At 34.1% G+C, this 24,543-nt stretch carries 18 protein-coding genes; 8 read left to right on the forward strand and 10 right to left on the reverse strand.

The window, feature by feature from the left end; translation table 11 throughout:
- Positions 1–32 precede the first annotated feature (32 nt).
- Both BMW63_RS12060 and BMW63_RS12065 read left to right on the forward strand, forming a co-directional pair.
- The gene (locus tag BMW63_RS12060) at positions 33–1,133 is read left to right on the forward strand and encodes a PAS domain-containing sensor histidine kinase (protein ID WP_074723746.1); all 1,101 of its coding nucleotides are present in this window, start codon (positions 33–35) and stop codon (positions 1,131–1,133) included.
- A gap of 90 nt (positions 1,134–1,223) precedes the next feature.
- Positions 1,224–2,321 carry an AI-2E family transporter gene (locus tag BMW63_RS12065; RefSeq protein ID WP_074723721.1) on the forward strand — a complete coding sequence of 366 codons (1,098 nt, stop codon included), beginning with the start codon at positions 1,224–1,226 and terminating at the stop codon, positions 2,319–2,321.
- Between the two features lie 139 nt (positions 2,322–2,460).
- Here BMW63_RS12065 and BMW63_RS12070 read toward each other — a convergent pair whose 3' ends face one another.
- The 6 genes from BMW63_RS12070 to BMW63_RS12095 form a co-directional block, all read right to left on the reverse strand.
- Positions 2,461–3,840, reverse strand: a complete 1,380-nt coding sequence (locus tag BMW63_RS12070) for a M28 family peptidase (protein WP_074723722.1) — start codon at positions 3,838–3,840, stop codon at positions 2,461–2,463.
- 52 nt (positions 3,841–3,892) lie between these two features.
- Positions 3,893–5,992: a glycoside hydrolase family 97 protein gene (locus tag BMW63_RS12075; protein ID WP_074723723.1), complete on the reverse strand. Its 2,100-nt coding sequence runs from the start codon at positions 5,990–5,992 to the stop codon at positions 3,893–3,895.
- A 150-nt stretch (positions 5,993–6,142) separates the two neighbouring features.
- A complete protein-coding gene (locus tag BMW63_RS12080; RefSeq protein ID WP_074723724.1) occupies positions 6,143–7,327 on the reverse strand; it encodes an acetate/propionate family kinase in 1,185 nt (394 codons plus the stop codon).
- Between the two features lie 103 nt (positions 7,328–7,430).
- On the reverse strand, positions 7,431–9,524 hold the full coding sequence (gene pta, locus BMW63_RS12085) for a phosphate acetyltransferase (RefSeq protein ID WP_074723725.1): 2,094 nt from the start codon (positions 9,522–9,524) through the stop codon (positions 7,431–7,433).
- 153 nt (positions 9,525–9,677) lie between these two features.
- Positions 9,678–10,748 (reverse strand): magnesium/cobalt transporter CorA, encoded by a 1,071-nt coding sequence (corA, locus tag BMW63_RS12090; protein WP_074723726.1) that lies wholly within the window; start codon positions 10,746–10,748, stop codon positions 9,678–9,680.
- Between the two features lie 222 nt (positions 10,749–10,970).
- Entirely contained in the window at positions 10,971–11,696 is a 726-nt protein-coding gene (locus BMW63_RS12095; RefSeq protein ID WP_074723727.1) for a bacteriorhodopsin-like, read from the reverse strand.
- A 114-nt stretch (positions 11,697–11,810) separates the two neighbouring features.
- Here BMW63_RS12095 and BMW63_RS12100 point away from each other — a divergent pair, with 114 nt between their 5' ends.
- The gene (locus BMW63_RS12100) at positions 11,811–12,710 is read left to right on the forward strand and encodes a Brp/Blh family beta-carotene 15,15'-dioxygenase (RefSeq protein WP_074723728.1); all 900 of its coding nucleotides are present in this window, start codon (positions 11,811–11,813) and stop codon (positions 12,708–12,710) included.
- Positions 12,711–12,788: 78 nt separating this feature from the next.
- On the opposite strand, the gene dnaK is transcribed toward BMW63_RS12100, so the two are convergent.
- The gene (dnaK, locus tag BMW63_RS12105) at positions 12,789–14,672 is read right to left on the reverse strand and encodes a molecular chaperone DnaK (RefSeq protein ID WP_074723729.1); all 1,884 of its coding nucleotides are present in this window, start codon (positions 14,670–14,672) and stop codon (positions 12,789–12,791) included.
- A 348-nt stretch (positions 14,673–15,020) separates the two neighbouring features.
- Positions 15,021–15,419 carry a helix-turn-helix transcriptional regulator gene (locus BMW63_RS12110; RefSeq protein WP_245744952.1) on the reverse strand — a complete coding sequence of 133 codons (399 nt, stop codon included), beginning with the start codon at positions 15,417–15,419 and terminating at the stop codon, positions 15,021–15,023.
- Positions 15,420–15,674: 255 nt separating this feature from the next.
- Between BMW63_RS12110 and BMW63_RS12115 the strand changes: the two genes are divergently transcribed.
- Both BMW63_RS12115 and BMW63_RS12120 read left to right on the forward strand, forming a co-directional pair.
- Positions 15,675–16,364 carry a DUF2461 domain-containing protein gene (locus BMW63_RS12115; RefSeq protein ID WP_074723730.1) on the forward strand — a complete coding sequence of 230 codons (690 nt, stop codon included), beginning with the start codon at positions 15,675–15,677 and terminating at the stop codon, positions 16,362–16,364.
- A gap of 153 nt (positions 16,365–16,517) precedes the next feature.
- Positions 16,518–16,907, forward strand: coding sequence for a DUF1398 domain-containing protein (locus BMW63_RS12120; RefSeq protein ID WP_074723731.1), 390 nt, complete (start codon positions 16,518–16,520; stop codon positions 16,905–16,907).
- A 131-nt stretch (positions 16,908–17,038) separates the two neighbouring features.
- On the opposite strand, the gene BMW63_RS12125 is transcribed toward BMW63_RS12120, so the two are convergent.
- Together BMW63_RS12125 and BMW63_RS12130 are read right to left on the reverse strand one after the other, a co-directional pair.
- Entirely contained in the window at positions 17,039–19,654 is a 2,616-nt protein-coding gene (locus BMW63_RS12125; protein WP_074723732.1) for a TonB-dependent receptor, read from the reverse strand.
- Between the two features lie 533 nt (positions 19,655–20,187).
- Positions 20,188–21,738, reverse strand: a complete 1,551-nt coding sequence (locus tag BMW63_RS12130) for an SDR family NAD(P)-dependent oxidoreductase (RefSeq protein ID WP_074723733.1) — start codon at positions 21,736–21,738, stop codon at positions 20,188–20,190.
- A gap of 379 nt (positions 21,739–22,117) precedes the next feature.
- Here BMW63_RS12130 and BMW63_RS12135 point away from each other — a divergent pair, with 379 nt between their 5' ends.
- From BMW63_RS12135 to hpf, 3 genes are all read left to right on the forward strand, one after another.
- Positions 22,118–22,555: an acyl-CoA thioesterase gene (locus tag BMW63_RS12135; protein ID WP_074723734.1), complete on the forward strand. Its 438-nt coding sequence runs from the start codon at positions 22,118–22,120 to the stop codon at positions 22,553–22,555.
- A 209-nt stretch (positions 22,556–22,764) separates the two neighbouring features.
- Positions 22,765–23,535, forward strand: coding sequence for a patatin-like phospholipase family protein (locus BMW63_RS12140; protein WP_074723735.1), 771 nt, complete (start codon positions 22,765–22,767; stop codon positions 23,533–23,535).
- A 230-nt stretch (positions 23,536–23,765) separates the two neighbouring features.
- The gene (hpf, locus tag BMW63_RS12145; protein WP_074723736.1) at positions 23,766–24,065 is read left to right on the forward strand and encodes a ribosome hibernation-promoting factor, HPF/YfiA family; all 300 of its coding nucleotides are present in this window, start codon (positions 23,766–23,768) and stop codon (positions 24,063–24,065) included.
- The last annotated feature ends 478 nt before the right edge of the window (positions 24,066–24,543 follow it).

Consider the following 24,543-nt stretch of genomic DNA (forward strand, 5'->3'; position numbering starts at 1 on the left):
GACTAGGCTTTATTATTATGAGAATGGAAAAAATGAAACGAGCAGAAGAAACTGTGATAAATGATAATTATGATAGTTTCGATAACTTCGAGAAATTTTTTGATTTATCGGCCGACTTACTCTGTATAGCTGGATATGATGGCTATTTGAAAAGAGTAAACCCAGCAGTTTCTAAATTATTAGGGTACACCGACGAGGAGTTGTATGCAAAACCGATCAATAGTTTTGTTTATGAGCCAGACCTTAAAAACACAATAGAGACTAGGGAGGAAGTATACAAAAATATTCCCCTCTTTAACTTTGAAAATCGATATTTGACCAAAGCTGGAGAAATTATCTGGTTATCTTGGACATCGATGCCAGTTGTGTCTGAGAAATTAGTTTATGCCATTGCTAAAAACATTACCCATACCAAAAGAGTTGAAAAAGAGCGTAATCTACTCCTTGCCAACTTGACCCAAATTAATAAGGAACTTACCGTATTATCTCATAAAACATCCCATGACTTAAAATCTCCTATCAATAATTTACTGTCTGTTTTTAACCTGATTGACGTTTCGACAATTAACGATCCAGAAACTCTAGAATTAGTAAATATTCTTAAATTGACCAGTGAAAATTTGAAAAACACTTTGAATGATTCCATCGATCAACTCATTGAAAATGAAAATATAAATACTCAAATCGAAGAAATAAATTTACAGGAATCTCTTAACGAGGTATTAATTTCCATAAATTCATTGGTCCTAGATTCTAAAGCAATTATTAATGTTGACTTTTCAGCTTTCGAAATTATCAATTTTAATAAAGCATATATTAAAAGTATTTTTTTGAATTTATTAAGCAATTCCATTAAATATTCAAAAATAAATCAAGTACCTTATATTCGCATCGAATCAAAAAAAATAAATGGAATGAATCAATTGATTTTTTCTGATAAAGGTCTTGGTTTTGACATGAATAAGGTGAAAGATAAGATTTTTGGATTGTATGAAAAATTCCATCATAACAGTGACAGTAATGGTATAGGATTGTATTTGGTTTACAATCACATCACTAGTTTAGGCGGAAGAATTGCAGTGGAAAGTAAGGTTAATGAAGGCGCTAAATTTATAATCACATTTAAGAATTAAAAAAAAATAGAGAATTAGGTTACGCTTGAGTTTTGAAAAATGCAATAGTGATCTAATAGAACCTGATATTTGTTTAATTTTAAAACTGTTATGATAGAAATTCCGAAAATACCAAAACATCTCGCCAGGAACGGTAAATATTCAACACTTGAAATACTACAATATATCGTATTGATATGTTTTATACTTTATTACGGAAGAACACTTTTCATTCCTCTTAGTTTTTCATTACTGATTAGTTGTATTCTTTTTCCAGTTTGTAAATGGATGGAAAGCAAAGGAATCAACAAAATGGGCGCTATTATTAGCTCTCTTTTAATCGTTATCTCATTCATTGGGATCATAGTATATTTACTTATTCTTCAAATTAATGAGTTCTCTCATGAATGGGGTCTTTTTAGTAAAAAGCTTTTGGAAGCTTTGAATCAATTCAGTGTTTTTATTGCAGAGCGTTTTAAAATAACTACAAAAGAACAAGTTATCTTTTTAAAAAATGCCATGAATAATTCAGGTACACAGGCATTTTCACTTCTTCGAAGCTCATTATATTCGCTCTCAGAATCCTTGTTTTTTCTATTAATCATCCCTGTTTTTTCAGCTCTAATTCTTTATTATCGTCGAATATTAGCAAAAGTATTGTATCAACTTTTTCCCGCTGACAAAAAGGAAACAGTTCATGAAATCCTGATTGAAACGATAAGTGCCTACTATAATTTTATCAAAGGGATGCTATTAGTATATTTTATCGTTGGCCTATTAAATAGTATCGGTCTTCTAATTGTTGGTGTGCCACATCCTTTTATGTTTGGTTTTATCGCCTCCATACTTACCTTTATTCCTTACATAGGAATCATGATATCCTCACTTTTACCAATTGCTGTTTCCTGGATAACATTCAATTCCATTTGGTATCCAATAGGTGTTATTGTAGTATTTTCAATTGTTCAAGCCTTGGAAGCATATGTAATATTTCCTTTAGCTGTAGGCCGTAGGTTAAAAATTAATACATTGGTTATCATTATAATGATAACTGCAGGAGGTTTTTTATGGGGAGCTGCAGGAATGATTCTCTTCATTCCATTTACAAGTATTGCAAAACTAATTGCTGATCGTACAGAAAGCTTAAAGACTTTATCTCTATTATTAGGAGAAGGTGGAGACGAAGAAGAAACTAAAACGGAGCCTTAATTTTACCTTTACTCTAAGTCTATTTCAAATACTTTAGAAAGAAGTAGTAAATTTTTCTACATAGTTTACACCTTAATTAAAAATAATAAAGCCACAAGAATCACTCTAGTGGCTTTTGGTATCAATAAAAGAAATATAATTATTTCAAAATTCCATTTTGGTCAATTAAGTACATCAAAGAAGCCATTGTCGCAGCTCCTAGTTCAAGCTCTCTTTTATCAACAGCATCAAATTTATCGTTTGCGGCATGGTGATAGTCAAAATAGCGTTGTGAATCTGGTTTTAAACCCGCTTTTACAATGTTTTTAGAGGTTAAAGGTCCAATATCAGAACCACTATGTCCTTCTACAAAACTGTGTATTAAATATGGTTCAAATAATTTTGAAAAACTGCTTATTTTTTGAAAATTAGCTTCGTTGCATTCTAATGAAAATCCTCTTGGACTAAATCCGCCCGAATCACTCTCTAAAGCAAATATGTGGTTTTCATTATTAGCTTGAGCCAATTCCTCATATTTATTACCACCTCTTAATCCATTCTCTTCATTCATAAAAAGAACAACTCTAATAGTGTTTTTGGGTTTATAGCCTATGTTTTTAAAAATATTGACCACTTCCATACTTTGCACTACTCCTGCCCCATCGTCATGAGAACCATCAGCAAGATCCCAAGAATCTAAATGTCCGCCTACAACCATTATGTTGTCCGGATTTTCAGATCCTTTTAATTCCCCAACAACATTATACGATAACACATCGTCAAATTGCTGACAAGATTGTTTGAAATAGAAAGTCAATTTAGGATTGTTTTTTAAACTCTTACTCAATAACTCGGCACCATTAGTACTAATAGCTGCTGTAGGAATATATTGTGATTTAGGAAGATCACCATAACTTTGCGCTCCTGTATGAGGAAAATCATCTAATCTTAGGTTCATCGAACGTACAATAGTTCCAACAGCTCCTAGCTCTGCGGCTTTCTGTGCACCAGCATATCGTTGATCGACTGCGCCGGAATAGGCATGAAAAGACTCTATTTGTTCGTTCTCCATAGGGCGATTATAGAAAACAATTTTATCTTTAATTTTATCTTTACCTAAAGCAGTTAGTTCTTCAAAACTTTTTACTTCAACTACTTCTGCTGTCAAACCGCTTTTGGCAGTGGCGATAGATCCACCTAAAGCACAAATAGGAACCGATATTCTATTTTTTTTATCAAGGATATACGCAGTTTCTTTTTCGCCACGAACCCATTTTGGCACCATCACTTCCTGAAGAAACACACGGTCAAAACCTAACTTTTCCATTTCAGCTTTTGTGTATATTACTGCTTTTTCCGCTCCGGCCGATCCCGATAAACGGGAGCCGATTTTATTGGATAAATCATCCAACCAAGTATAACATTTAGAATTTGTTAGCGATGATTTATAGATTTCCTTGATAGTTTGTTCTTCTTTAGTTTGGGCAAAAAGTGCAAATCCATTAAAAAGGAATAGCGCTAAAATTATGGTTTTCTTCATTTTTTGATTCTTGATATAAAAATTACTTTTCTTGATTTATTTAATTTATATACTAATTAATCAATTCGAAACTTATTGCTGTTCCTCCACCGGATGCCAAGTTCAAATTAACTTTTGATTTATTTGTTACTACTGCTGTTTTGATTTTATAAGCGATCGGATTCTCTTTCCAATCGGCATCTTTAGCATCTTCGTAGATTGTTGCTTTATATTTTTGTCCTTTGGTTAAGAAATCCAATTTTATTTCTGATTTTCTGGCGTTTTCATCAGTAATTGCTCCTAAAAACCAAGATTCTTTCCCTTTTGCTTTTCTAACAACGGTTAAATAATCTCCGGGTTCAGCTTCAAGGTATATACTTTGATCCCAGTCGACAGCGACATCTTTGATAAATTGAAAAGCATCCATGTATTTCTCATAGTTTTCAGGTAAATCTGCAGCCATTTGCAGTGGAGAATACATCGTCACATACAATGCTAGTTGTTTCGCTAAGGTTGTATGAACTTGCTCCGTTTTGCTTTTGTCATAATAACTCATTTTAATCTCAAAGATCCCCGGCGTATAATCCATTGGGCCTCCCAACTGTCTTGTAAATGGTAAAATGGTTTCATGCATCGGTGGGTTACCTACACTCCAAGCATTGAATTCATCTCCACGAGCAGCTTCTGCAGCAATATAATTTGGATATGTCCTTCCATAACCGGTTGGTCTTGAAGACTCGTGCGAATTCAGCATCAATTTATTATCAGCCATTCGTCTGGCCACGAAGTTAAAATGGTTCACCATCGTTTGTCCGTCATGAAATTCGCCACGTGGAATTATTTTGCCTACATAGCCTGTTTTTACAGCTGGGTAATCATATTTTTTCATTACATCCATTGCTCGATCTAAATGTCTTTCATAATTTGCTACAGAGCCCGATGTTTCGTGATGCATAATCATTTTTACGTTTTTTGATTTGGCGTAAGCCGAAATAGCGGCAAGATCGAAATCGGGATAAGGAGTAACAAAATCAAAAACTTCCTCTTTCCAATTACCAAACCAGTCTTCCCAACCTACGTTCCAGCCTTCAACTAAGACTCCGTCAAAACCATTTTTGGCAGCAAAGTCGATGTATCTTTTTGTGTTTTCAGTAGTTGCTCCATGTTTTCCAGACGGTAATAACTCTTGTGTCAATGAATTCTGTGCGTTTTGCGAACCTGCAAAATCCCAAGTAGATTTCCCAACGTGCATTTCCCACCAAATCCCGACATATTTCATAGGTTTAATCCATGAAGTATCTTCAATTTTGGAAGGCTCATTTAGATTCAAAATCATTTTAGAACTTACAATATCTCTAGCATCGTCACTAATCATTATTGTTCTCCAAGGCGAAACACAGGGAGTTTGTAAATAGGCTTTATCTCCAATTGCATTGGGAACTAACTGTGCATTTAATTTATAGTTTTTTACATCAACATTCAAATGCATTACTGGGTAGTTTACCACGGCTGCTTCAAAAATATTAACGTATAATCCTGCAGGGGACTTCATCATCAACGGAGACTGTACAATGTATTTTCCTGGAATTGATTTGACTCCAATGCCATTATTCATGTCAATTTTAGAATTGTCAATTTCAGAAAGCTTCGTCTCATTATACTCATATTCATTACTGTCAAAATCGCCAGGAATCCAGAATGTTTTATAATTATCAGTCAAATTAAATTGAGTAACTTCATCAGAAATAATGAAATAATTAAGCTCTGATTGTTTTGGAAAATCATATCTAAAAGCAACACCTTCATCAAAAACTCTAAAAATGATATTCATTTTTACGTTTATTTCCTTTTGAATCAATGAAACCTTTAATTCGTTATAGTGATTAGTAATAGTGGACTGTTCTCCTAAAACTGGTTCCCACATTTCATTAAAAGTAGTATTTTCGACTCCTTGAATTGTAAAATTAGCGTCTAAAGCCGGCTTCGCTTTCAATTTAATTCCCATTGCACTTTCTAAGACAACGACTTCATTTTTATAATTTACAGTATAGGAAGGCTGACCATTTTCTTTAAGCTTAAAGTCCAACGTGATATTTTTTGAGGGAGAAGCTACACTTTGTGCTTGAAGCAGGCTCAAGACAAAAAATAGAATAGCTGATAAAAAATGTTTCATATTTTTATTGTTTTTTGTTTTTAGTACAGCTAAAATACTAAAACCATATTTAATATCCTTTTAAGCCTTCCTGTAATTACTTACACTACATAAAAAAACCTTTGGTACGCATACCGAAGGTTAGAAAAAGTTAAAATAAAAAAGACACTACTAATTCAAAAGAAGATCATAAACTTGATTTGCAATCTCAATTTCTTCATTGGTTGGAATCACCATAATTTTAGTTTTAGAATTTGGTGTGTTTATTTCACGCATTTCTTTAGATCTGATTTGATTCTTGACATCATCTAATTCCAAACCAAAATAGTCCATATCTGTACAAACCAATTTTCTAATGTATGACGAATTCTCCCCTATTCCAGCAGTAAAAATAATGGCGTCCAAACCATTCATCACCGCTGTATATGAACCTATGAATTTTTTTATTCGGTACGCATTCATAGCTAATGCTAATTGACACGCTGCATTTCCCTGTTCAGCTTGTGATTCTATATCTCTCAAATCACTAAAACCGGTAAGCCCAAGCATACCGCTTTCTTTTAATAATAAATTATTCACTGCATCCAAAGAATAACCTAGCATATTGACCATGTAAAACACAAGAGACGGGTCTATATCACCGCTTCTTGTACCCATTATCAATCCGTTTGAAGGGGCGAAACCCAAGCTGTGATCGATACTTTCGCCATCCTTAATTGCAGTCATACTACAACCGTTACCTAAGTGAATTGTTATAATTTTATTACTTTTATCCAAGTATTCTATGGCTCTCTCAGAAACGTATTTATGACTTGTTCCATGAAAACCATACACCCTAATTTTATTTTCTGTTAGAAATTTATTTGGGATTGCATATTTATGTGCTATAACGGGAATCGTCTGATGAAAAGCAGTATCAAAAACAGCGACTTGCTGCGCTTCCTTAAAAATTGCTGAAGCTACATTTATTCCTTCTAGGTTAGCCGGATTGTGGAGCGGTGCCAATGCAAAAAGTTGTCTAATTTTTTCTTTTACGGCCGAATCAATAACAACCGTATTAGAGAAACTAGCACCACCATGAACGACACGATGTCCTACCACATCTATCTCTTGGGTACTTTTGATTACACCAATACTGTCATCCATCAATAATTGCGCAATCCTTTCTAATCCAATCTTATGATTCGGAATAGGTATATTTTCTTCTAAAGAATCTGTATTTGTTTTGTAGGTTATATTTGAAATGTCCAACCCTATTCTATCGATCATACCGCTACAGATGACATCTCTTGATGGCATCTCTATTAATTGATACTTTATAGACGAACTCCCAGAATTTATAATTACTATTTTCATTTTATTTATTTTCCTCACTCCGGCCCTCTCCAAAAGAGAGGGCCGGAGTGGAGGTTGTTTGTGTTTAATTTTTTAACTTGAAACTTAAAACCTGACACTATTATTACAATCCTTGTGCTTGAATTGCTGTGATTACTACCGTATTAATAATATCATCAACCGTACAACCGCGGCTTAAATCATTTACAGGTTTGTTTAAGCCTTGTAGCATAGGACCGATGGCTAATGCTCCTGTTTCTCTTTGAACTGCTTTATATGTATTGTTTCCAGTATTTAAATCCGGAAAAATAAGGACACTTGCTTGTCCTGCAACCTCAGAATTTGGCATTTTACTTTGACCTATTTCCATATCAACCGCAGCGTCATATTGGATTGGCCCTTCAATTTTTAAATCTGGACGTTTTAATCGAACTATTTCGGTTGATTTTCTAACTTTGTCTACTTCGTCCCCTTTCCCGGATGCTCCAGAAGAGTAAGACAGCATGGCTACTTTTGGTTCTATACCGAACGCCAAACTGGAATCAGCTGAGGAAATGGCTATTTCCGCCAGTTGTTCTGCGGTAGGATTTGGATTAATAGCACAATCGCCAAAAACAGACACTCGATCTTCTAGGCACATAAAGAATATAGAAGAAACGATACACGTATTTGGTTTGGTTTTTATGAATTGCAAGGCAGGTAAAATTGTATGTTGCGTGGTATGAGCCGCTCCCGAAACCATTCCGTCTGCATCGCCTTTATACACCATCATGGTTCCAAAGTATGAACCGTCTTCCATTAAGTCTTTAGCCATACCCAATGTCACATTTTTATTCTTGCGAAGCTCGTAGTAGGTATTTACATAATCTTCATAATTCTCAGATTCAATCGGATTGATGATTTTTACTTTCGAAAGATCAAAAGCAATGCCCAATTCTGCCACCTTATTTTCTATTTGTTTTTTATTTCCAAGAATAGAAATATCTACAACATCCATTGCTAACAATCGTGAGGCAGCAATAAGTATTCTATCATCATTCCCTTCGGGTAAAACGATATGCTTTCTATGTTTTTTTGCCCTTTTCACTAAGTTATACTGAAACATTTTGGGAGTCATCCCTTCCGCTTCAAAAGAACTTAATTTTTTAGCTAGGCTATCTAAGTCAACATATTTCTCAAAAGTATTTATTGAGGTCTCTATTTTCTGCTTGTTGTCAGCATAAATCTTAGCCTTTATATCTCCTATTTTATTAGTGATACCATATGTACCGCCTTCAACAGAAATAATAGGGACAATACTAGTCAACCCTTTAATTAACTTTAAAATACTATCATCAGGAACTATATTACCAGTCAAAACGATCCCTGAAATCGAAGGATAATTTGCAGATTCATTAGCTTGTAATGCTCCCAAAATAATATCAGCACGATCACCAGGTGTTATCACAAGCGCCTTATCTTTAAGGTGCAATAGGTAATTGCGTAACTGCATGGCTCCAACACTAAAATTCCCTATTTCGTTATTTAAGAATTCGCCACCAAATAGTACTTTAGCATCGAGTTCATCTACAATTTCTTTAATCGTTGGATTGTTCAAACTAGAAATTATAGGAATAGCATTAACTAAAATTTCTTTTGGTAAGCTTGCTCTCAAACCATCTGTTACCAATTTGATGTTTTCAGGTTGTACTTTATTAGCAATAATAGCCAGCACTTCGACGTCTTTAACTTTAAAGGAATCAAAAGCCAGATACAGACTATCCACTAGCTCCTCCAATGTTTTTCCTACACCTGAACCCACAATTATCGTTGGAATCCCTAGGTTTTTGGCGATAAGCACATTCATATCGAGTTCGATAACAGTCCCTTCTCCACTAAAGCTGGTTCCCTCAACCAGAACAAAATCAAATTGCTCTTCCAGTCGTTTGTATTTATCAATGATCAAATCTAGAACTTCTCCTATTTTACCTTTGTTTTTCTTCTTGATTAACTTGCTTTTCGTAATTGCAAACGCATCTTCAAATGCAATATCCAAATCAAAATGAGAGATTACGGTTTCAATATGATTATCCAATTTACCATCTTCAAAATCCTCTATTATTGGTCGGAAATAGCCCACTTTGGCTGTCTTTCCAATCAGCATACTCATTAAACCTAAAGTAATAATCGATTTCCCGCTATTGTGTTCAGAGGTTGCTATATATATGGCTTTGCTCATTTTACTTATTTTTTAATTGCTTATATCTAATCGCCATTACGAATCTTTTTAAAACGTAAATGCATTGCTTTTATATTCTTTTAAACGAATTTTCGTGTTTTAATAGACTGCTTATTTTAATGAATACTATTCTCTGAACACTGATTACTATTTCTAAAACCACTTTCTCTTTCTAAAATAAAACACCATAATAATTCCTATTAAAACCATGAGTCCAATAACTGTATAATAGCCATTCTTGTATTGAAGTTCCGGCATATGCTGAAAATTCATTCCATAAACTCCTGCAATAAAAGTTAAGGGTATAAATATAGCCGAAACAATAGTTAAAGTTTTCATGATCTCATTCATCTTATGAGACTGTGAAGAAAAAAAGAAATTAGAAGCGCTTTCTAACATCCCCATATCAGAGTCGATCTGTTCTAAAAGCTCTAAACTTTTTTGATGTAATCTAGAAAAATAACCAAAAGTTTCTAATTCTATAACACTGAAATCTCCATCTTCTTTTAAACTTTTAATCGCATACAAAGAATCTCGAAGCGGAATAATCGCTCTTTTCAAAAAATTGAAATTATCACGGTGTTTTTCAATTCGTATCAGAATCTTAGGATCCGCACTATTCTTGGAAAGGTTTATTAATTCTTCCACTTTATCTTCTTCATTTTCGATTGTGACATAGAAATTCTCCATAACAGTATCTAACAACAAATAGAGTAGAAAATCAGCTTTTTTATTACGAACACTACCCGATTGGTTTCTAATTCGTTCCCTTATATGTGAAAAAAAATCACTTCTCTTTTCTTGAAAAGAAATCAGAACATTGTTTTTTATCAAAAAACTAATCTGCTCCACATTGATATTGTCAGAATTCTCAGTAGGTAACATGGACTTTATATTAAAAAACAAAGTATCTGGAGATTCTTCGAGTTTTGTTCTCCTGGTAGTATTTAAAATATCAGAAAGCAGAAAATTATCAATTTTAAAAAAAGCCCCTATCGCTTCAATTATTTCAACTTCATTTAAACCATGCAGATTAAGCCAATTTGTTTTTTGCTCATTGATGCAACTTTTAAAATCGATTATCTCAATATCTTCATATTCAACAAAGTCGACAGAGTCGTACACAAATAATTGCATCTCCGATTCCATCTTCTTATGTCTTCCGGTGTATTCAAGCTGATTCGGATGCGTTTTTCGACCTTTCTTATATTTAATTTTCCTCATGTAAATAATATATACGGTAATATTACAAAAAACTTTTTTCAATCAATACTACCTTAACGTTTTTGAAAAAAGTACTGACGAAAATTACTAATAGTTCATAATGGAAACAAAGATATTAACACTGCTTCTTTTGTTTTATGAGATAAATCATGTTTTAGAGTAAAACAAAAAAGCCAAGCTATTTCTAGCTCGGCTTTAATAAACAAAAAAAAATATTTTTTTTTAGTTTGTTTGTGATTTTACAGCTAATGTATAAATTACCAATCCAAAACCAATTTTATTGATTGCATCTGCGATATTGTAGACAACATCAATATTACCAGCAGGAACTATTCCGTTGTACCACCCAGTTGTTCCCATCATATACCCTAATGGGTAGATTGACCAACCTACAAGTACAAACCAACATAATATTTTGTGTGCAGCAAGTACGTTTCCCCCTGCAGCTTTCGCTAGTTTTGAAGCTTCTCCTAACCATATTTCATAAACAATTGCGAAGTAAGCTAATCCTGAAACTGCCCCCCAGATGGAAGCATTCGCTGTATCTACAACTTCTCCAAAATAACCTGTAACCAACATTATTAAAGAATAGATAATCATTTTCCATAACAAAGACTGCTTAGCTCCTGCTATTTTCAATATTAAATAAAACTCAACACACATTAATGGCACCGTCAATACCCAGTCAACATAACGGAAAAAAGTAGGTGATTCACCAAATGCAGCCCAATAATCTCTCATGTAGAAATAATGAACAGCTGCAATAAAAGTAATTAAACCCGAAACCAACACTGAAGTACGCCACTTTTTGTCAAACTGGCTCAGTGATAAAAAGAAAAATGCAGATGCGGCCATCATTGCCATGCATCCTACGAAAAAAGTAAACCCTACATAGTCTGTAGGAGATAGCTTTGAGACCATTCCTGAAATAAACATAAAATTTGTCATAGTTAAAATTTAAGGTTAAATTCTTTTTTGTTTATGTAAATATAATAATAGTTAGACAAACAAAATGTTTTTTCTTAATTTTTTTTCCTAATTTTAACAAAAATTAAAGTACATATGCTTAAATATTCGAATATTCCAATCATAGCAAGCTTTTTTTGCCTGTGGCTCAACTCCCTCTTTTCTAAAGAAGTACAAATAATAGTTGGTTTTTCACTCATTTTCACCTTCGGAATTCTACATGGCGCTAATGATTTGCTTTTGATTAAGAATATGAAAAACTCTACAAACAAAATTTCATCTAAAAAAATATTTCTATACTATGTTATTGTAGTCCTATTTGGATTATTATTATTCTATTTGATACCGATGGTAGCCTTGCTTCTGTTTATTTTAGTTAGCTCCTTTCACTTTGGCGATCAGCAAGGGTTCTATTTAGATTTTAAAGTATCAAAATACATCCTGATTGTTTATCCTTTCATTTACGGAATCGTTATATTATTTTTATTGTTTTTCCTTCATTCCAATGAAGTCAAAGTGATCGTAACTGAGATCATAAGATTTAAAGTCCCTACGTTATATATAAATGAAATCCTCTTGACTAGCGGATTGATCTTTCTAAGTATAAGCGCTTATTTTTATTGGAAATTTGAATCTTTTCGAAAAAAATTACAGACAGAATTATTTTTACTTTTAGTTTTTGCCATCCTCTTTAAAACTTCGAGTTTAATTTGGGGGTTTGCAATCTACTTTATTATTTGGCATAGTATTCCTTCTATTTTAGATCAAATAAAATTTATTTATGGCTCATTTACTTTTAGCAACTTTATAGCCTATTGTAGGAACGCCTTTGCTTATTGGCTGGCTTCATTATTAGGAATCTTACTTCTCTATTTCCTATTTAGAGATAAAGAAATATTTAATGCTCTGTTTTTCTCTTTTCTTGCAGCTATCACATTTCCACATGTATTAGTAATTCTGAAAATGATGCATAAAAAAACAACAAAAAACCCATAAAAAAACCGAGCTATTTCTAGCTCGGTTTCTTGTATTATATATTAGAAATAAGCTGAAGCCTATATCTACCGTAAATAATTATTTTACTTCTTCGTAATCTACATCTTGAACATCATCTCCTTGTGCTTCAGCTTGTGGCTGTGCATCAGCTTGACCTTGTTCTCCTTGAGCGTACATTGCTTCAGTAGCAGTTTTCCAAGCAGCATTGATGTTATCAAGTGCAGTTTGAATTGCAGGAATGTCTTGAGATTGGTGAGCCATTCTCAATTCAGTTAATGCATATTCTACAGCAACTTTGTTTTCGTCAGATAACTTAGCTCCTAGTTCTTTCAATTGAGTTTCAGTTTGGAAGATCATTCCATCTGCTTCGTTCAATTTTTCAGCTCTAGATCTTGCAACTTTGTCAGACTCAGCGTTAGCTTCAGCATCTTGTTTCATTTTTTCAATTTCTTCAGATGTTAATCCAGAAGAAGCTTCGATACGAATATCGTGAGATTTTCCAGTTCCTTTATCAGTTGCCGAAACTTTGATGATACCATTAGCATCAATATCAAAAGTTACTTCAATTTGTGGAACCCCTCTTGGAGCTGGTGGTAAACCATCTAAATGGAAACGACCAATAGTTTTATTATCAGCAGCCATTGCTCTAGCTCCTTGCAATACGTGAATTTCAACTGTTGGTTGAGAATCTGCAGCAGTAGAGAATACTTGTGATTTTTTAGTTGGAATAGTAGTATTAGACTCAATAAGAGTTGTCATAACACCACCCATAGTTTCGATACCTAAAGACAAAGGTGTAACGTCAAGTAACAATACATCTTTTACATCTCCAGAAAGAACTCCACCTTGAATAGCTGCTCCAATTGCAACAACTTCATCAGGGTTAACTCCTTTAGACGCTTTTTTACCAAAGAATTTTTCTACTTCGTCAGCAATTCTTGGCATACGAGTAGATCCTCCTACAAGGATAACTTCGTCAATATCAGAAACAGATAAACCTGCATCTTTCAACGCTTTAGCAACTGGTGCCATAGAACGTTTTACTAATGAATCAGTTAATTGCTCAAATTTAGCTCTAGATAATTTTTTAACTAAGTGTTTTGGTCCTGAAGCTGTAGCAGTTACGTAAGGTAAGTTGATTTCAGTTTCAGTAGAAGAAGACAATTCAATTTTAGCTTTTTCAGCAGCTTCTTTCAAACGTTGCAATGACATTGGATCTAAACGTAAATCAATATCTTCAGCAGCTTTAAATTCGTCAGCTAACCAGTCAATAATTTCGTGGTCAAAATCATCTCCACCAAGGTGAGTATCTCCATTTGTAGATAATACTTCAAAAACTCCGTCTCCTAATTCAAGAACAGAGATATCAAATGTACCTCCACCTAAATCGTAAACAGCAATTTTTTGATCAGTTCCTTTTTTGTCTAATCCATAAGCAAGTGCAGCAGCAGTTGGCTCGTTGATGATACGCATAACTTTAAGACCTGCAATTTCACCCGCTTCTTTCGTAGCTTGACGTTGTGCATCATTAAAGTAAGCAGGAACTGTAATAACTGCTTCAGTAACTGTTTGACCTAAATAGTCTTCAGCAGTTTTTTTCATTTTTTGAAGAGTCATTGCTGACAATTCTTGTGCAGTATATAAACGACCATCAATATCCACACGTGGTGTATTGTTGTCCCCTTTTACTACTTTGTAAGAAACTCTTTTTGTCTCAGCCGAAACTTCGCTAAAAGAATGACCCATAAAACGTTTAATAGAAGCAATTGTTTTGGTAGGATTTGTTACCGCTTGTCTTTTTGCAGGATCTCCCACTTTAATCTCTCCACCTTCAACAAAAGCGATGATAGATGGTGTTGTTCTTTTTCCTTCTGCGTTAGGAATAACAACTGCTTCATTACCTTCCATTACAGAAACACAAGAGTTTGTCGTACCTAAATCAATTCCGATTATTTTACCCATTTTTATTTATATTTAATTATAATGTATACTTATTTTAATGACTCATGGTGCATAAGTCAATCACTATGCCAATACAACAGGGGCTAATAAATTGTCAGTTTTTGTTAAAATGACGGAAAATAATCTGCCAAGATGACATTTTAGGCTGACTGTCATTGATAAAACGATAAAATTCAGTTGGCAGTTTCAATATTAGTATTTAGAAGCTATTCCTGCTCTCCGCTGTATCTTTATGTTCTTAAAGAAAGAACATAAAGGATGCCGCTGCGATCAGGGCTAAGGGATTGCTGATTCAATTTACTTTAGCAATGGCGAAACTGTATTCCAATACATAAGCTATCTTGTTAGTCATTCAGGATTTAATAAATTAATTTTAGAAACTTCCTCTTTCCCGTAAAAACGTATAATTTCTTCTTGCTCTATTTTATTACCGTAAGCGAAAACGCGTTTCACAATCGAAACTTTCATCAACTTCCAATCGATTCTATCAAAAGTAGTATCCCAAAATACTCCTTTTCTAAATTTAGAAAGATCCGGTTTATAACTACTATCCTTCTTGGCTTCCTTAATGTCGTAAAAAACTTGGAGAGTCATCAGGAACCCTTCTTCAAATTCCAGCTTCTCCTCTATTTTAAGCGACAAATCAACATTCATTCTCCTACTGCCTTTTATAATCGCACCAAGAGTTTGAGGATGTTCATCAATACAAAGCGCAAATTGCCTCTTATTGATGTTCCTTTTCTTCAATTCCCGCTCGACCATTTTTCCGGGGTGAATTCCTTTTATAATGTCAATCGTTTTAATACTAAAAATGTAAACAAAATTGTTTATATATCTTTTAATTTGATATTTAAACTCTTGGTAAAAATAAGCCCTAAACGTTACATTCAAAAAAACAACAAGAAAAGTTTAACTTTATCCATTTCTAGACAATAAAAAAGTTGCCTAATTTTGGGATTTACCCTTTCAAATCAAACTATAATAACCCGAAACATTAAAAAAATGGAAAACCACACTATCGCATCAAGCAGCATTACTTTTTTAAAAAATCTAGAAAAGAACAACAATAGAGACTGGTTTACCGAAAATAAAACACAATACACAGCAGCACAAAGCAACATTATTGCGTTTGCAGACCAACTAATAACGTTAATGAACGCGCATGACGCCATTGAAAACGGTTCTGGAAAGAAAAGTTTGTATCGTATTTATAACGATGTCCGCTTCAGTAAAGACAAATCTCCTTACAAGCCTCGATTCGCATTAGGTCTACAAAGAGCGACAACTTCAAAAAGAGGTGGCTACTACTTGCATATACAGCCTGCTAATAATTTTCTAGCTTGTGGTTTTTTCTCCCCTAATTCAGATGATCTGAAAAGAATAAGAAAAGATATCGAACTTAATTCAGCAACGTGGCGCAAAATTTTAAACTCAAAATCGATAAAGGATAATTTTGTGGAATTAGCAGGGAATAAAGTTCCTACGTCACCAAGAGGATTTGCTAAAGACCATGAAGCCATCGATTTAATTCGGCACAAACAATTTATCTTGAGACATAATTTTACAGATCAAGAAGTAATTGATCCTCAGTTTGTTTTCAAGGCAAACGAAATATTTCAATCTGTCCGACCCTTTTTTGACTACCTAAGTGTTGTTCTTACAACTGATTTAAATGGAGAAACTATAATTTAAAACAGTCTCCAAGTACCTCAACATCCTTTTAAATAATTAAATAAACGATTACATTATTTAAACCACATTCTGGCTTTAGAACAATTGCTAACAAATCCACAATTAAAGTATATTAAACTATCTTTGAACTCTCAAAAAATAAAAGTAAAAAACATGTTTACCCTAGAACAAATTAAAAAAGCACATGATAAAGTGCAAACTGGAGCTGATTTTCCAAATTACATACAAGACTTAATCAATTTAGGTGTAAAAGGATATGATACGATTGTCAACGACGGGCGTGTTGCCTACTATGGAGACAATGACTATTCCGCGAGCACTGATAAAAAATACGATGTAATTAAGATTGCTTCAAATGCAAATAAAGAACGTTTTATAGAGTTTTTGGTAATGCATCAAGACGGACAAACTGATTATTTTACTTTTTGCCAACAAGCAGCCCAATCTGGAATTGCTAAATGGCGTGTGGACATCATCGAAATGACCTGCACTTATTTTGATACAGCAGGAGATGCCATTGTAATCGAAAAAATCCCAAATTAATTTTCTCTTTGTATACACCGAGTCATTCCATACCATGATGCACATTCTTAATTGTGTGACAATAAAAGAAAAATAAAGGCATAAAAAAACGGGAATAAATCCCGTTTTTTTTTGTCTTTGGTAATCTACCTTTAAAACTTAAAGTTTAATCCCGCTGTAAATGTAGTTCCGCTAAATCCAAATTGATTTACTTCCCAAGCATATTTAAAACGACCTCCCAAATCAGTTACAACATCTCCTTTTGGATCCAATTTGTCTGGATACACATTGAATAAATTGTTTACCATCACATTAGCAGATATCGTACTTGTAAATTTATAAGCAACACCTAAGTCCGTAATAACCTTTCCTGCAAAAGTTTGATCTTTCGAGATATCAGTAGCGTGTTGCCAAGTAACTTCGCCAAAATAAGTGTTATTAAACATAAAAGTTGTTTTTTTTAAATCATAATTAGCCCCTAACAGTACTTTTGTATTAGGTCTAGCACTTAGAATTCTACCTTGCTCTTTACGGTTGAAAATATCATATCCGTTAGTCTTCAAAATAGATGGTGTAGCAATTTGTCCGTCAATTTTAGTATTAGCAATATTAGATGCTAAACTAAGTCCAAGTCTACCAGTTCCTATTTCTAAGTTTTTATAATTCAAAACTACATCAACACCTTTAGTTATTGTATTAACTGCGTTTATAAAAAACTTCATACTTGTAATATCATTAGCAATTAAAACCTGTTCAACTGGGTTTGTCGTTGTGTCATCTCCGTCAAAGCCAACCTCTCCAGAAAACAATACGCGGTCTTTTACCTTTATATGGTAGAAATCAAGCGAAGCCGAAAAATTTGCCCCTGATCTAAAAGTAATACCTGTTGAAATATTTTGTGATTTCTCAGCATGCAGTTGAGGAACTCCTAAACCTATAACTGCTGGATCCACATTATTAAAAGTTCCTTGATTAGAAATTGTACCTCCAGAAACAAGAGTTTGGATATTACTCAAGTAAATTTGGTGCAAAGCTGGAGCTCTAAATCCTGTACTAAATGAAGCACGTATAGCAACATCATTATTAAGTTTGTAACGAGAGTTTACTTTCCAAGAAACATTATCCCCAAAATCTGAATAGTTCTCATATCTTACAGATCCTCCTATTAAAAAAGCCTCTGTCATATCGTAATCTAAAGTAGTGTATACACCAAAGTTATTACGATCTTTTTTTAATGCATTGGCAGGTTGTAATCCAGGGAATGATTGTGCTCCACCTCCTGCATAAGACTCTTCCTGACCCGCTCTAGCTTCAAACTGTTCTTTTCTTAATTCTGTTCCAAACCCGAAAGTTACTTTGTCAAAAGTTCTGCTAAAATCAGCATTACCTACCAACTGGCTAAAAGAATATCCCCCAACATTGAACTCAGTAGGACTGTTTGCTCCTAAAGATACATTCAATGTATTTCCTACTGTGTAATCTACCTTATTAGAGCCAGCCGTTAAACTGAAATCTGCGTTAAAACCAAACACAGTTGATTTTATTCCAATAGATCCTAGATTATCGAATACATCTGTATTAAATGTAGGTTGGAATCCATTATAAGTTGTACCTGCTTCGTGCAATAAATTGTTTGGATCTGAAACCCAGTACGGAGCTCTATACAAAGCAAAACTGGTTCCTTTTCTAATATTAACATCTCCAAAAGCATAAAGCGTAGTTTTATCAGAAAGTGGGTATTCCGCATTAACTACTAAAGCTCCCATTTTAGAATCAGGCTGTCCAATAGTCATCCCTAAATCCGGATTTCTACTTAACCAGTCGGCCCATTGTGGTTCCTTTGAATCTTCAAATAAATCGTCTTTTCCTGGCTTTCCAGCTCTGTTGGTTTTCTTTTGATCCAAATACGAAAGATTAAAATTCACAAAACCTTTGTCCGCAATTTTAAACCCTGAGTTTAAATCTGCTCCAAAATTGAAACCATCTCCTTCTGAAGTTACTCCAGATGTGAGGTTTACTTCTGTAAAATTAGTTTGCTTTTTAAGGATAATATTTACTACTCCTGCAATTGCATCAGATCCGTATTGAGAAGAAGCTCCGTCACGCAGTACTTCCACTCTTTCGATAGCAGAAAAAGGAATACTTTTCATATCTGTTCCTACCTCTCCTTTACCTGGAGTATCATTTATGTACACTAATGCACTTTGATTTTTTCTTTTTCCGTTTACCAAAACTAAGGTACGACTTGGCCCTAAACCACGTAAATCAGCCGGATCAAAATGCGCAGTTGCGTCAGAAATAGCTTGAGTACTTGAATTAAATGAAGGGATTTTATAGGCTAACATTTTATCAAAAGTTACCTGTCCACTTGATTTTAGATCTTCAGCGTACAACTTATCAATTGGCACAGCCGAGTTTAATACACTTCGCACTTTTGATCTGTTTCCGGTAACAACAACCTCATCTAAACTGTTATTAGGATCTAATTTAAAAATGATAGCAGCACCAGCACTAGTTACCTCAATACTTTTATTTTGAAATCCCACATATTTAGCGATTAAAGTAACCGGAAAACTTTTTACTTTAATTTCAAAATTACCATTCCCATCCGTGGTAACACCATTAGAAGTTTCTTTATCAACAACATTTGAATAAGGCAGCGCTTGCCCATTCTCATCCGTCACAATCCCTTTGATTGTTTGGGCATTCATAACTGTGGGTCCTATTATCATAAATAGTACGCCTAAAAAAAATTGGTTAAATTTCATAAATAGTTTTTTTGGGTTTTTAATATATTGCAGTGACCAAAGCTATTCTTTTTTGTTAAAGAAACCTTAATAAAATAAGTTTTTTATTTAAAAAATATAAATATCACATTTTGACCTTTTTTGTTAAAAACCCTTATGGACGCTGCTATCTATAAATTTAAATAGCCGTTATCAACCACGCAATTATTAGGTTTGTGCCCACTAGAAAATCAAAATATAATTAAGTTACGCACCTCGATTCTTGTATGATTTTCTATTAAAAACATATGGCTTCGGAAACTGCAAAATTATAAGGTAAGGGTGATTCTATATTTTAAAATGCTGATGTCCTGAGAAATGAATCATAATACTGCAAAATGAAAAACATAGTAATGTAAACTAAGTTCACTGTCACCCAATAAAAAAAGTATTTATGAAGTCGGTGAAGCTAGAGATTTTGTACTCACAAAAAATCAAAAAAAGGATACTTTATGATGCAGTAGCAACCCGTTAAGAAAGCGTATTATAATTCTAAAAATGGAATCCTTTATTTATCACCAAGGAATCGGATTGTAATCTTTCAAGAATTTTCCACACCAATGTTTTCCAGTATTTATGCCGTCAAACAAAGGATCCATTACGCGCGCTGCACCATCCACAATATCGAGAGGCGGTTGAAAATCTTCCAGTTCCTGTTTCTTCTTAGCTAATTCTGCAGGATCCTCGTCGGTTACCCAACCGGTATCCACTGCATTCATGAAGATTCCGTCTTTTGCTAATTCGCCTGCGGCGGTGTGCGTAAGCATATTCAATGCCGCTTTGGCCATATTAGTATGGGGATGGCGAGCTTCTTTAAAAAAGCGATGAAACTTTCCTTCCATTGCCGAAACATTGATGATGTGTTTTTGTCCCGTGTTGTCTTTCTTCATTATTTCCGAAAGACGGTTACACAACACAAATGGCGCTACTGAATTCACCAGTTGCACTTCAATCATTTCTGTCGTTTCAATTTGTCCCAATCGCAAACGCCAGCTGTTTGTCTTTCTTAAATCCACTTGCTGCAAATCGGCATCCAACTCTCCTTCTGGAAACACTTCATTTGCTGCAAGCGTATTGTCAAAACTATACGGAATCTGAGATAATTTGGCGGAAGCCCGTAAACCAATCCCAGGTTCTGGTCCATGCCAAGTCACCGGCATATTTTGATTAGAAGAAGCTCCTGTGGTCAATACTTTTAATTCCTGCAAACAATCGGTGTGATCCATTAATAAATCCTGTGCTTGCTTTGGGAAGGCGCTTATCGGGCGCTCTTCGTTTGCCATTAAATGAGTATAGAATCCAGCTGGTCTTCTAACCGTTTGAGCTGCATTATTAATAAGAATATCGAGACGCTCGTATTTTTGTTCTATAAAATTGCAAAAAATCTCTACACTAGGAATGTGTCGTAAATCTAACCCGTGAATTTTCAGGTTGTGTCCCCAATCCATGAAATCTGGTTCTTTAGAAAAACGCAAAGCCGAATCTACAGGAAAACGGGTCGTCGCAATAACAGTTGCTCCTCCACGTAAAAGCATTAAGGTAATGTGATATCCTATTTTTAATCTAGAACCAGTAATAATTGCTATTTGTCCCTTTACATCTGCAGTTTGAAAACGTTTGGCATAATTAAAATCTCCACAGTCCGTACACATCGTATCATAAAAGTGGTGCATTTTTGTAAATGGGGCTTTACATACGTAACAATTTCTGGGCGTTTCCAGTTCTAATTGTTCTTTATTGGCGAGATCATTAAACGCCAATAGTTTTGGCGCTATAAATATACTCGCTTCCCGGGCGTGTCGTATTCCGGTCTCTTTGCGGGCAGTTTTGTCTTGCTTTTCTTTTTTGCGTTTAGCGACTAACCTTCCGTCTTTTTTACGTCGGGAAAGTTCGTCTCGATCCGGTCGCGAAAACATTCCTGCCGCTTTGATTAAGGCCGTTCTCTGGTCTTTCTCAATATCGAATATCTCGTCGGTATTCGAATTTAATTGTGCCAATATGGCGATGCATCTATCAATTTCATCTGAAGTTATTGCGGTTTTAGGCATTATTTCATCTTTCGTCATCATAAAAACAGGGATCAATCTTGGCTAAAATACCAAGGGCGCAAATATAGTTTTAAAATCTTTCCCCTACTTGCTTTTTTTCTGTTAGTACTAATCGTTCCAAAAAAGTACATAACTTAGTCGTTTTTCAAAAATGGTAGAAGCAAAACATTGACATTGCCTCCTAAAATAAAAAAAGGATTACTTTGTAAATTCAAAAGAACAAAATTTATCAAAACTCTTGTTTTTTCCTATATTTACGCTTGCGGAGCATTCGTTTTATAGAAAACCATATTCAGAGCAAACAACTACAAATATGCACTGTTTTACAATTGTTTTTTATGACAAAAGAACCACAATTAATAAAAATTGAATTTAAACTTTTTAATATATAATTACAATGACATCTTTCAGTAAACAATTGTCCTTTCGTTGGTCAGATTTAGACCCAAATTTCCATGTGCGTCACAGCGTGTATTACGATTTTGGTGCGCAGCATCGTATCGAGATTCTGGAAAGTCTTGGCTTGACCATGAAAGTTTTACAGGCCAATCATTTTGGCCCAATACTCTTTAGAGAAGAATGCGTTTTCAGAAATGAAATAGCGCTTTCAGACACTATATTTATGCATACTAAAATCTCGAAAATGAGACCTGATGCTTCCCGTTGGTCTATTATACATGAATTCAAAAATGCAGATGATAAAGTATGTGCTACAATAACTGTTGACGGTGCCTGGATGGATACAAAACTACGAAAAATAGCCAACCCAACTCCTGAAATAGCAATGAAAACAATGAATAGCATGCCAAAAACAGCCGATTTTATTGAACTTTAAATTAAGGCGGTTCTATACATTGCAAACGGAATTCTCAATTTAAAATAGAATTAATCAACTACATAAAGACTAATTATCAATGTTTTGCATTGCTAATTAGTCTTTTTTATTTACATTAGTTCAATAGGATAAAAAGAGACTTGCTCACCCATCGCATTGCATCTACTTTGAGTGATAAAGTTAAAAAATACTAATATTAAGATTGGCAAATGAAACGTAAAATCGGCATTGTTTTATCAGGAGGTGGCGCCAGAGGAATTGCCCATTTAGGAGTTTTAAAAGCGTTGGAAGAATTTGGAGTTGTACCCACACATATTTCAGGAACTAGCGCAGGAGCGATTGCAGGCGCATTTTATGCATCAGGCTATTCAATCCCTGAAATCGTAAGCATATTAAAGAAAGGACAGATCTTTAATTTCTCTAATATTCTAATAAAGAGACAGGGTCTGTTTGCGATGAAAGGATTTCATGATATTTATAAAGAATATTTTTCCACTGATTCTTTTGAGGACCTCAACATACCACTGTACATAGCTGCTACTGATATTTTAAAAGGAGAACTGGTTTACTTTTCATCTGGAAACCTTTCCCAAGCGTTGATGGCTTCTTCCTGTATTCCATTGTTGTTTCAACCTGTAAATTACAATGACACTTTATTTGTAGATGGTGGCGTACTCAATAATTTCCCTACTGAACCGTTAACTGGGCAATGCGATATTATTATAGGAAGTTATGTAAATTCAATCAAGAAAGAGGTCGATCAAGTGCATATGAATAACATTGTTGACCGCTGTTTTCATTTGGCGATGAAAAGTTCTGTTCAAAGTAAAATAGACAGTTGTACTTTATACATCGAACCACCAAACATGAGTCAATTTAGCCTTTTTAATCTAAAAAGAGCCGATGAAATTTTTGATTATGGTTATCAATATGCGCTAACTTTCGAAAAACAAATAAAAGAGCTAGACCTTGCTTTGTAGACTATCGCACAATTATTAATCCCAGATTAATTGCTTTTTTTAAATCCAACAAATATCGAGTCAAATAAATCACTTTCTTTTATTTTTAGTTTGTTTAACATTCTAAATTTTACTTTTATGAATTTAATGCGTAAATTTGAATAGCGCTCGAATTTCATATTTCGCATTTAAAATGCCTTTTATAGCAGTCCTTTTTTTCGATAATACTAACATTAAAAAAAATAGTAACCATGGAAATAAATACTCAATTTGTACAAGCAGAAACGAAAAATACAGCAGATGCTTTAGTGACCGAAAAATTAAAACAGTTAGAAAAACACTATGATTGGATTATTCGAGCTGATGTTAAATTTAAAGAAGAAAAAGAAACTTACGGCAAAGGTAAGATATGCGAAGTTCTATTGAGTTGCCCTGGTCCACGAATATTTGCCTCATCTAATGAAGATAGCTTTGAAGCTGCGGCCGCTGAAACAATTAGAGATCTAGAAATACAGTTAAAAAAACGTAAAAGTGAGATGCAAGAGCATTAAACTAAATTTATAAATCCGATAACTTGTCTTAGGCTTTTGCTTTATGATTCGTCAAGTTTAAAATAAACAGCTACAGCTCGAGAAGGTTGTAGTTTTTTTATACATTTATAGTCGATTGCAGTAAATACCTAAATACTTGCCTAATGCAAGTGACGGATTCATAGTGCTGCGTCGTAACTTTTACTTTGTGGCGTTTATGGTTTAACCTAAAGTATTTTATAATCATGTGAACTGTTGCTCCTTTAAACAAATAAATTTTGGACAACAAAACCTCCCAACATATATTAAGCATATCGGCTAACCTACTCGGTTTTTGCCTGTTTGTAATTACGTCACTGCACATCACCGATGCCACAAAAGACAGTCTTATCGATGAATTCACCGGATCATAACGAAAACCTGTGGAGTAGCAAAAATTAGGCATATATATTAGTTAGCCTAAAAAGGAAAAACTCAATGTTTCTCACGCCTCTAAATT

The organism is Flavobacterium frigoris (genome assembly GCF_900111075.1).
In the GTDB taxonomy this organism is placed as follows: Bacteria; Bacteroidota; Bacteroidia; order Flavobacteriales; family Flavobacteriaceae; genus Flavobacterium; species Flavobacterium frigoris.

Coding starts and splice junctions, on each gene's coding strand:
- BMW63_RS12125 (WP_074723732.1), bottom strand. CDS start 19,654: ATGAAATTTAACCAATTTTTTTTAGGCGTACTATTTATGATAATAGGA.
- BMW63_RS12075 (WP_074723723.1), bottom strand. CDS start 5,992: ATGAAACATTTTTTATCAGCTATTCTATTTTTTGTCTTGAGCCTGCTT.
- BMW63_RS12115 (WP_074723730.1), top strand. CDS start 15,675: ATGGAAAACCACACTATCGCATCAAGCAGCATTACTTTTTTAAAAAAT.
- BMW63_RS12070 (WP_074723722.1), bottom strand. CDS start 3,840: ATGAAGAAAACCATAATTTTAGCGCTATTCCTTTTTAATGGATTTGCA.
- BMW63_RS12095 (WP_074723727.1), bottom strand. CDS start 11,696: ATGACAAATTTTATGTTTATTTCAGGAATGGTCTCAAAGCTATCTCCT.
- pta (WP_074723725.1), bottom strand. CDS start 9,524: ATGAGCAAAGCCATATATATAGCAACCTCTGAACACAATAGCGGGAAA.
- BMW63_RS12100 (WP_074723728.1), top strand. CDS start 11,811: ATGCTTAAATATTCGAATATTCCAATCATAGCAAGCTTTTTTTGCCTG.
- BMW63_RS12080 (WP_074723724.1), bottom strand. CDS start 7,327: ATGAAAATAGTAATTATAAATTCTGGGAGTTCGTCTATAAAGTATCAA.
- BMW63_RS12140 (WP_074723735.1), top strand. CDS start 22,765: ATGAAACGTAAAATCGGCATTGTTTTATCAGGAGGTGGCGCCAGAGGA.
- dnaK (WP_074723729.1), bottom strand. CDS start 14,672: ATGGGTAAAATAATCGGAATTGATTTAGGTACGACAAACTCTTGTGTT.
- BMW63_RS12060 (WP_074723746.1), top strand. CDS start 33: ATGAAACGAGCAGAAGAAACTGTGATAAATGATAATTATGATAGTTTC.
- BMW63_RS12135 (WP_074723734.1), top strand. CDS start 22,118: ATGACATCTTTCAGTAAACAATTGTCCTTTCGTTGGTCAGATTTAGAC.
- hpf (WP_074723736.1), top strand. CDS start 23,766: ATGGAAATAAATACTCAATTTGTACAAGCAGAAACGAAAAATACAGCA.
- corA (WP_074723726.1), bottom strand. CDS start 10,748: ATGAGGAAAATTAAATATAAGAAAGGTCGAAAAACGCATCCGAATCAG.
- BMW63_RS12120 (WP_074723731.1), top strand. CDS start 16,518: ATGTTTACCCTAGAACAAATTAAAAAAGCACATGATAAAGTGCAAACT.
- BMW63_RS12130 (WP_074723733.1), bottom strand. CDS start 21,738: ATGACGAAAGATGAAATAATGCCTAAAACCGCAATAACTTCAGATGAA.
- BMW63_RS12065 (WP_074723721.1), top strand. CDS start 1,224: ATGATAGAAATTCCGAAAATACCAAAACATCTCGCCAGGAACGGTAAA.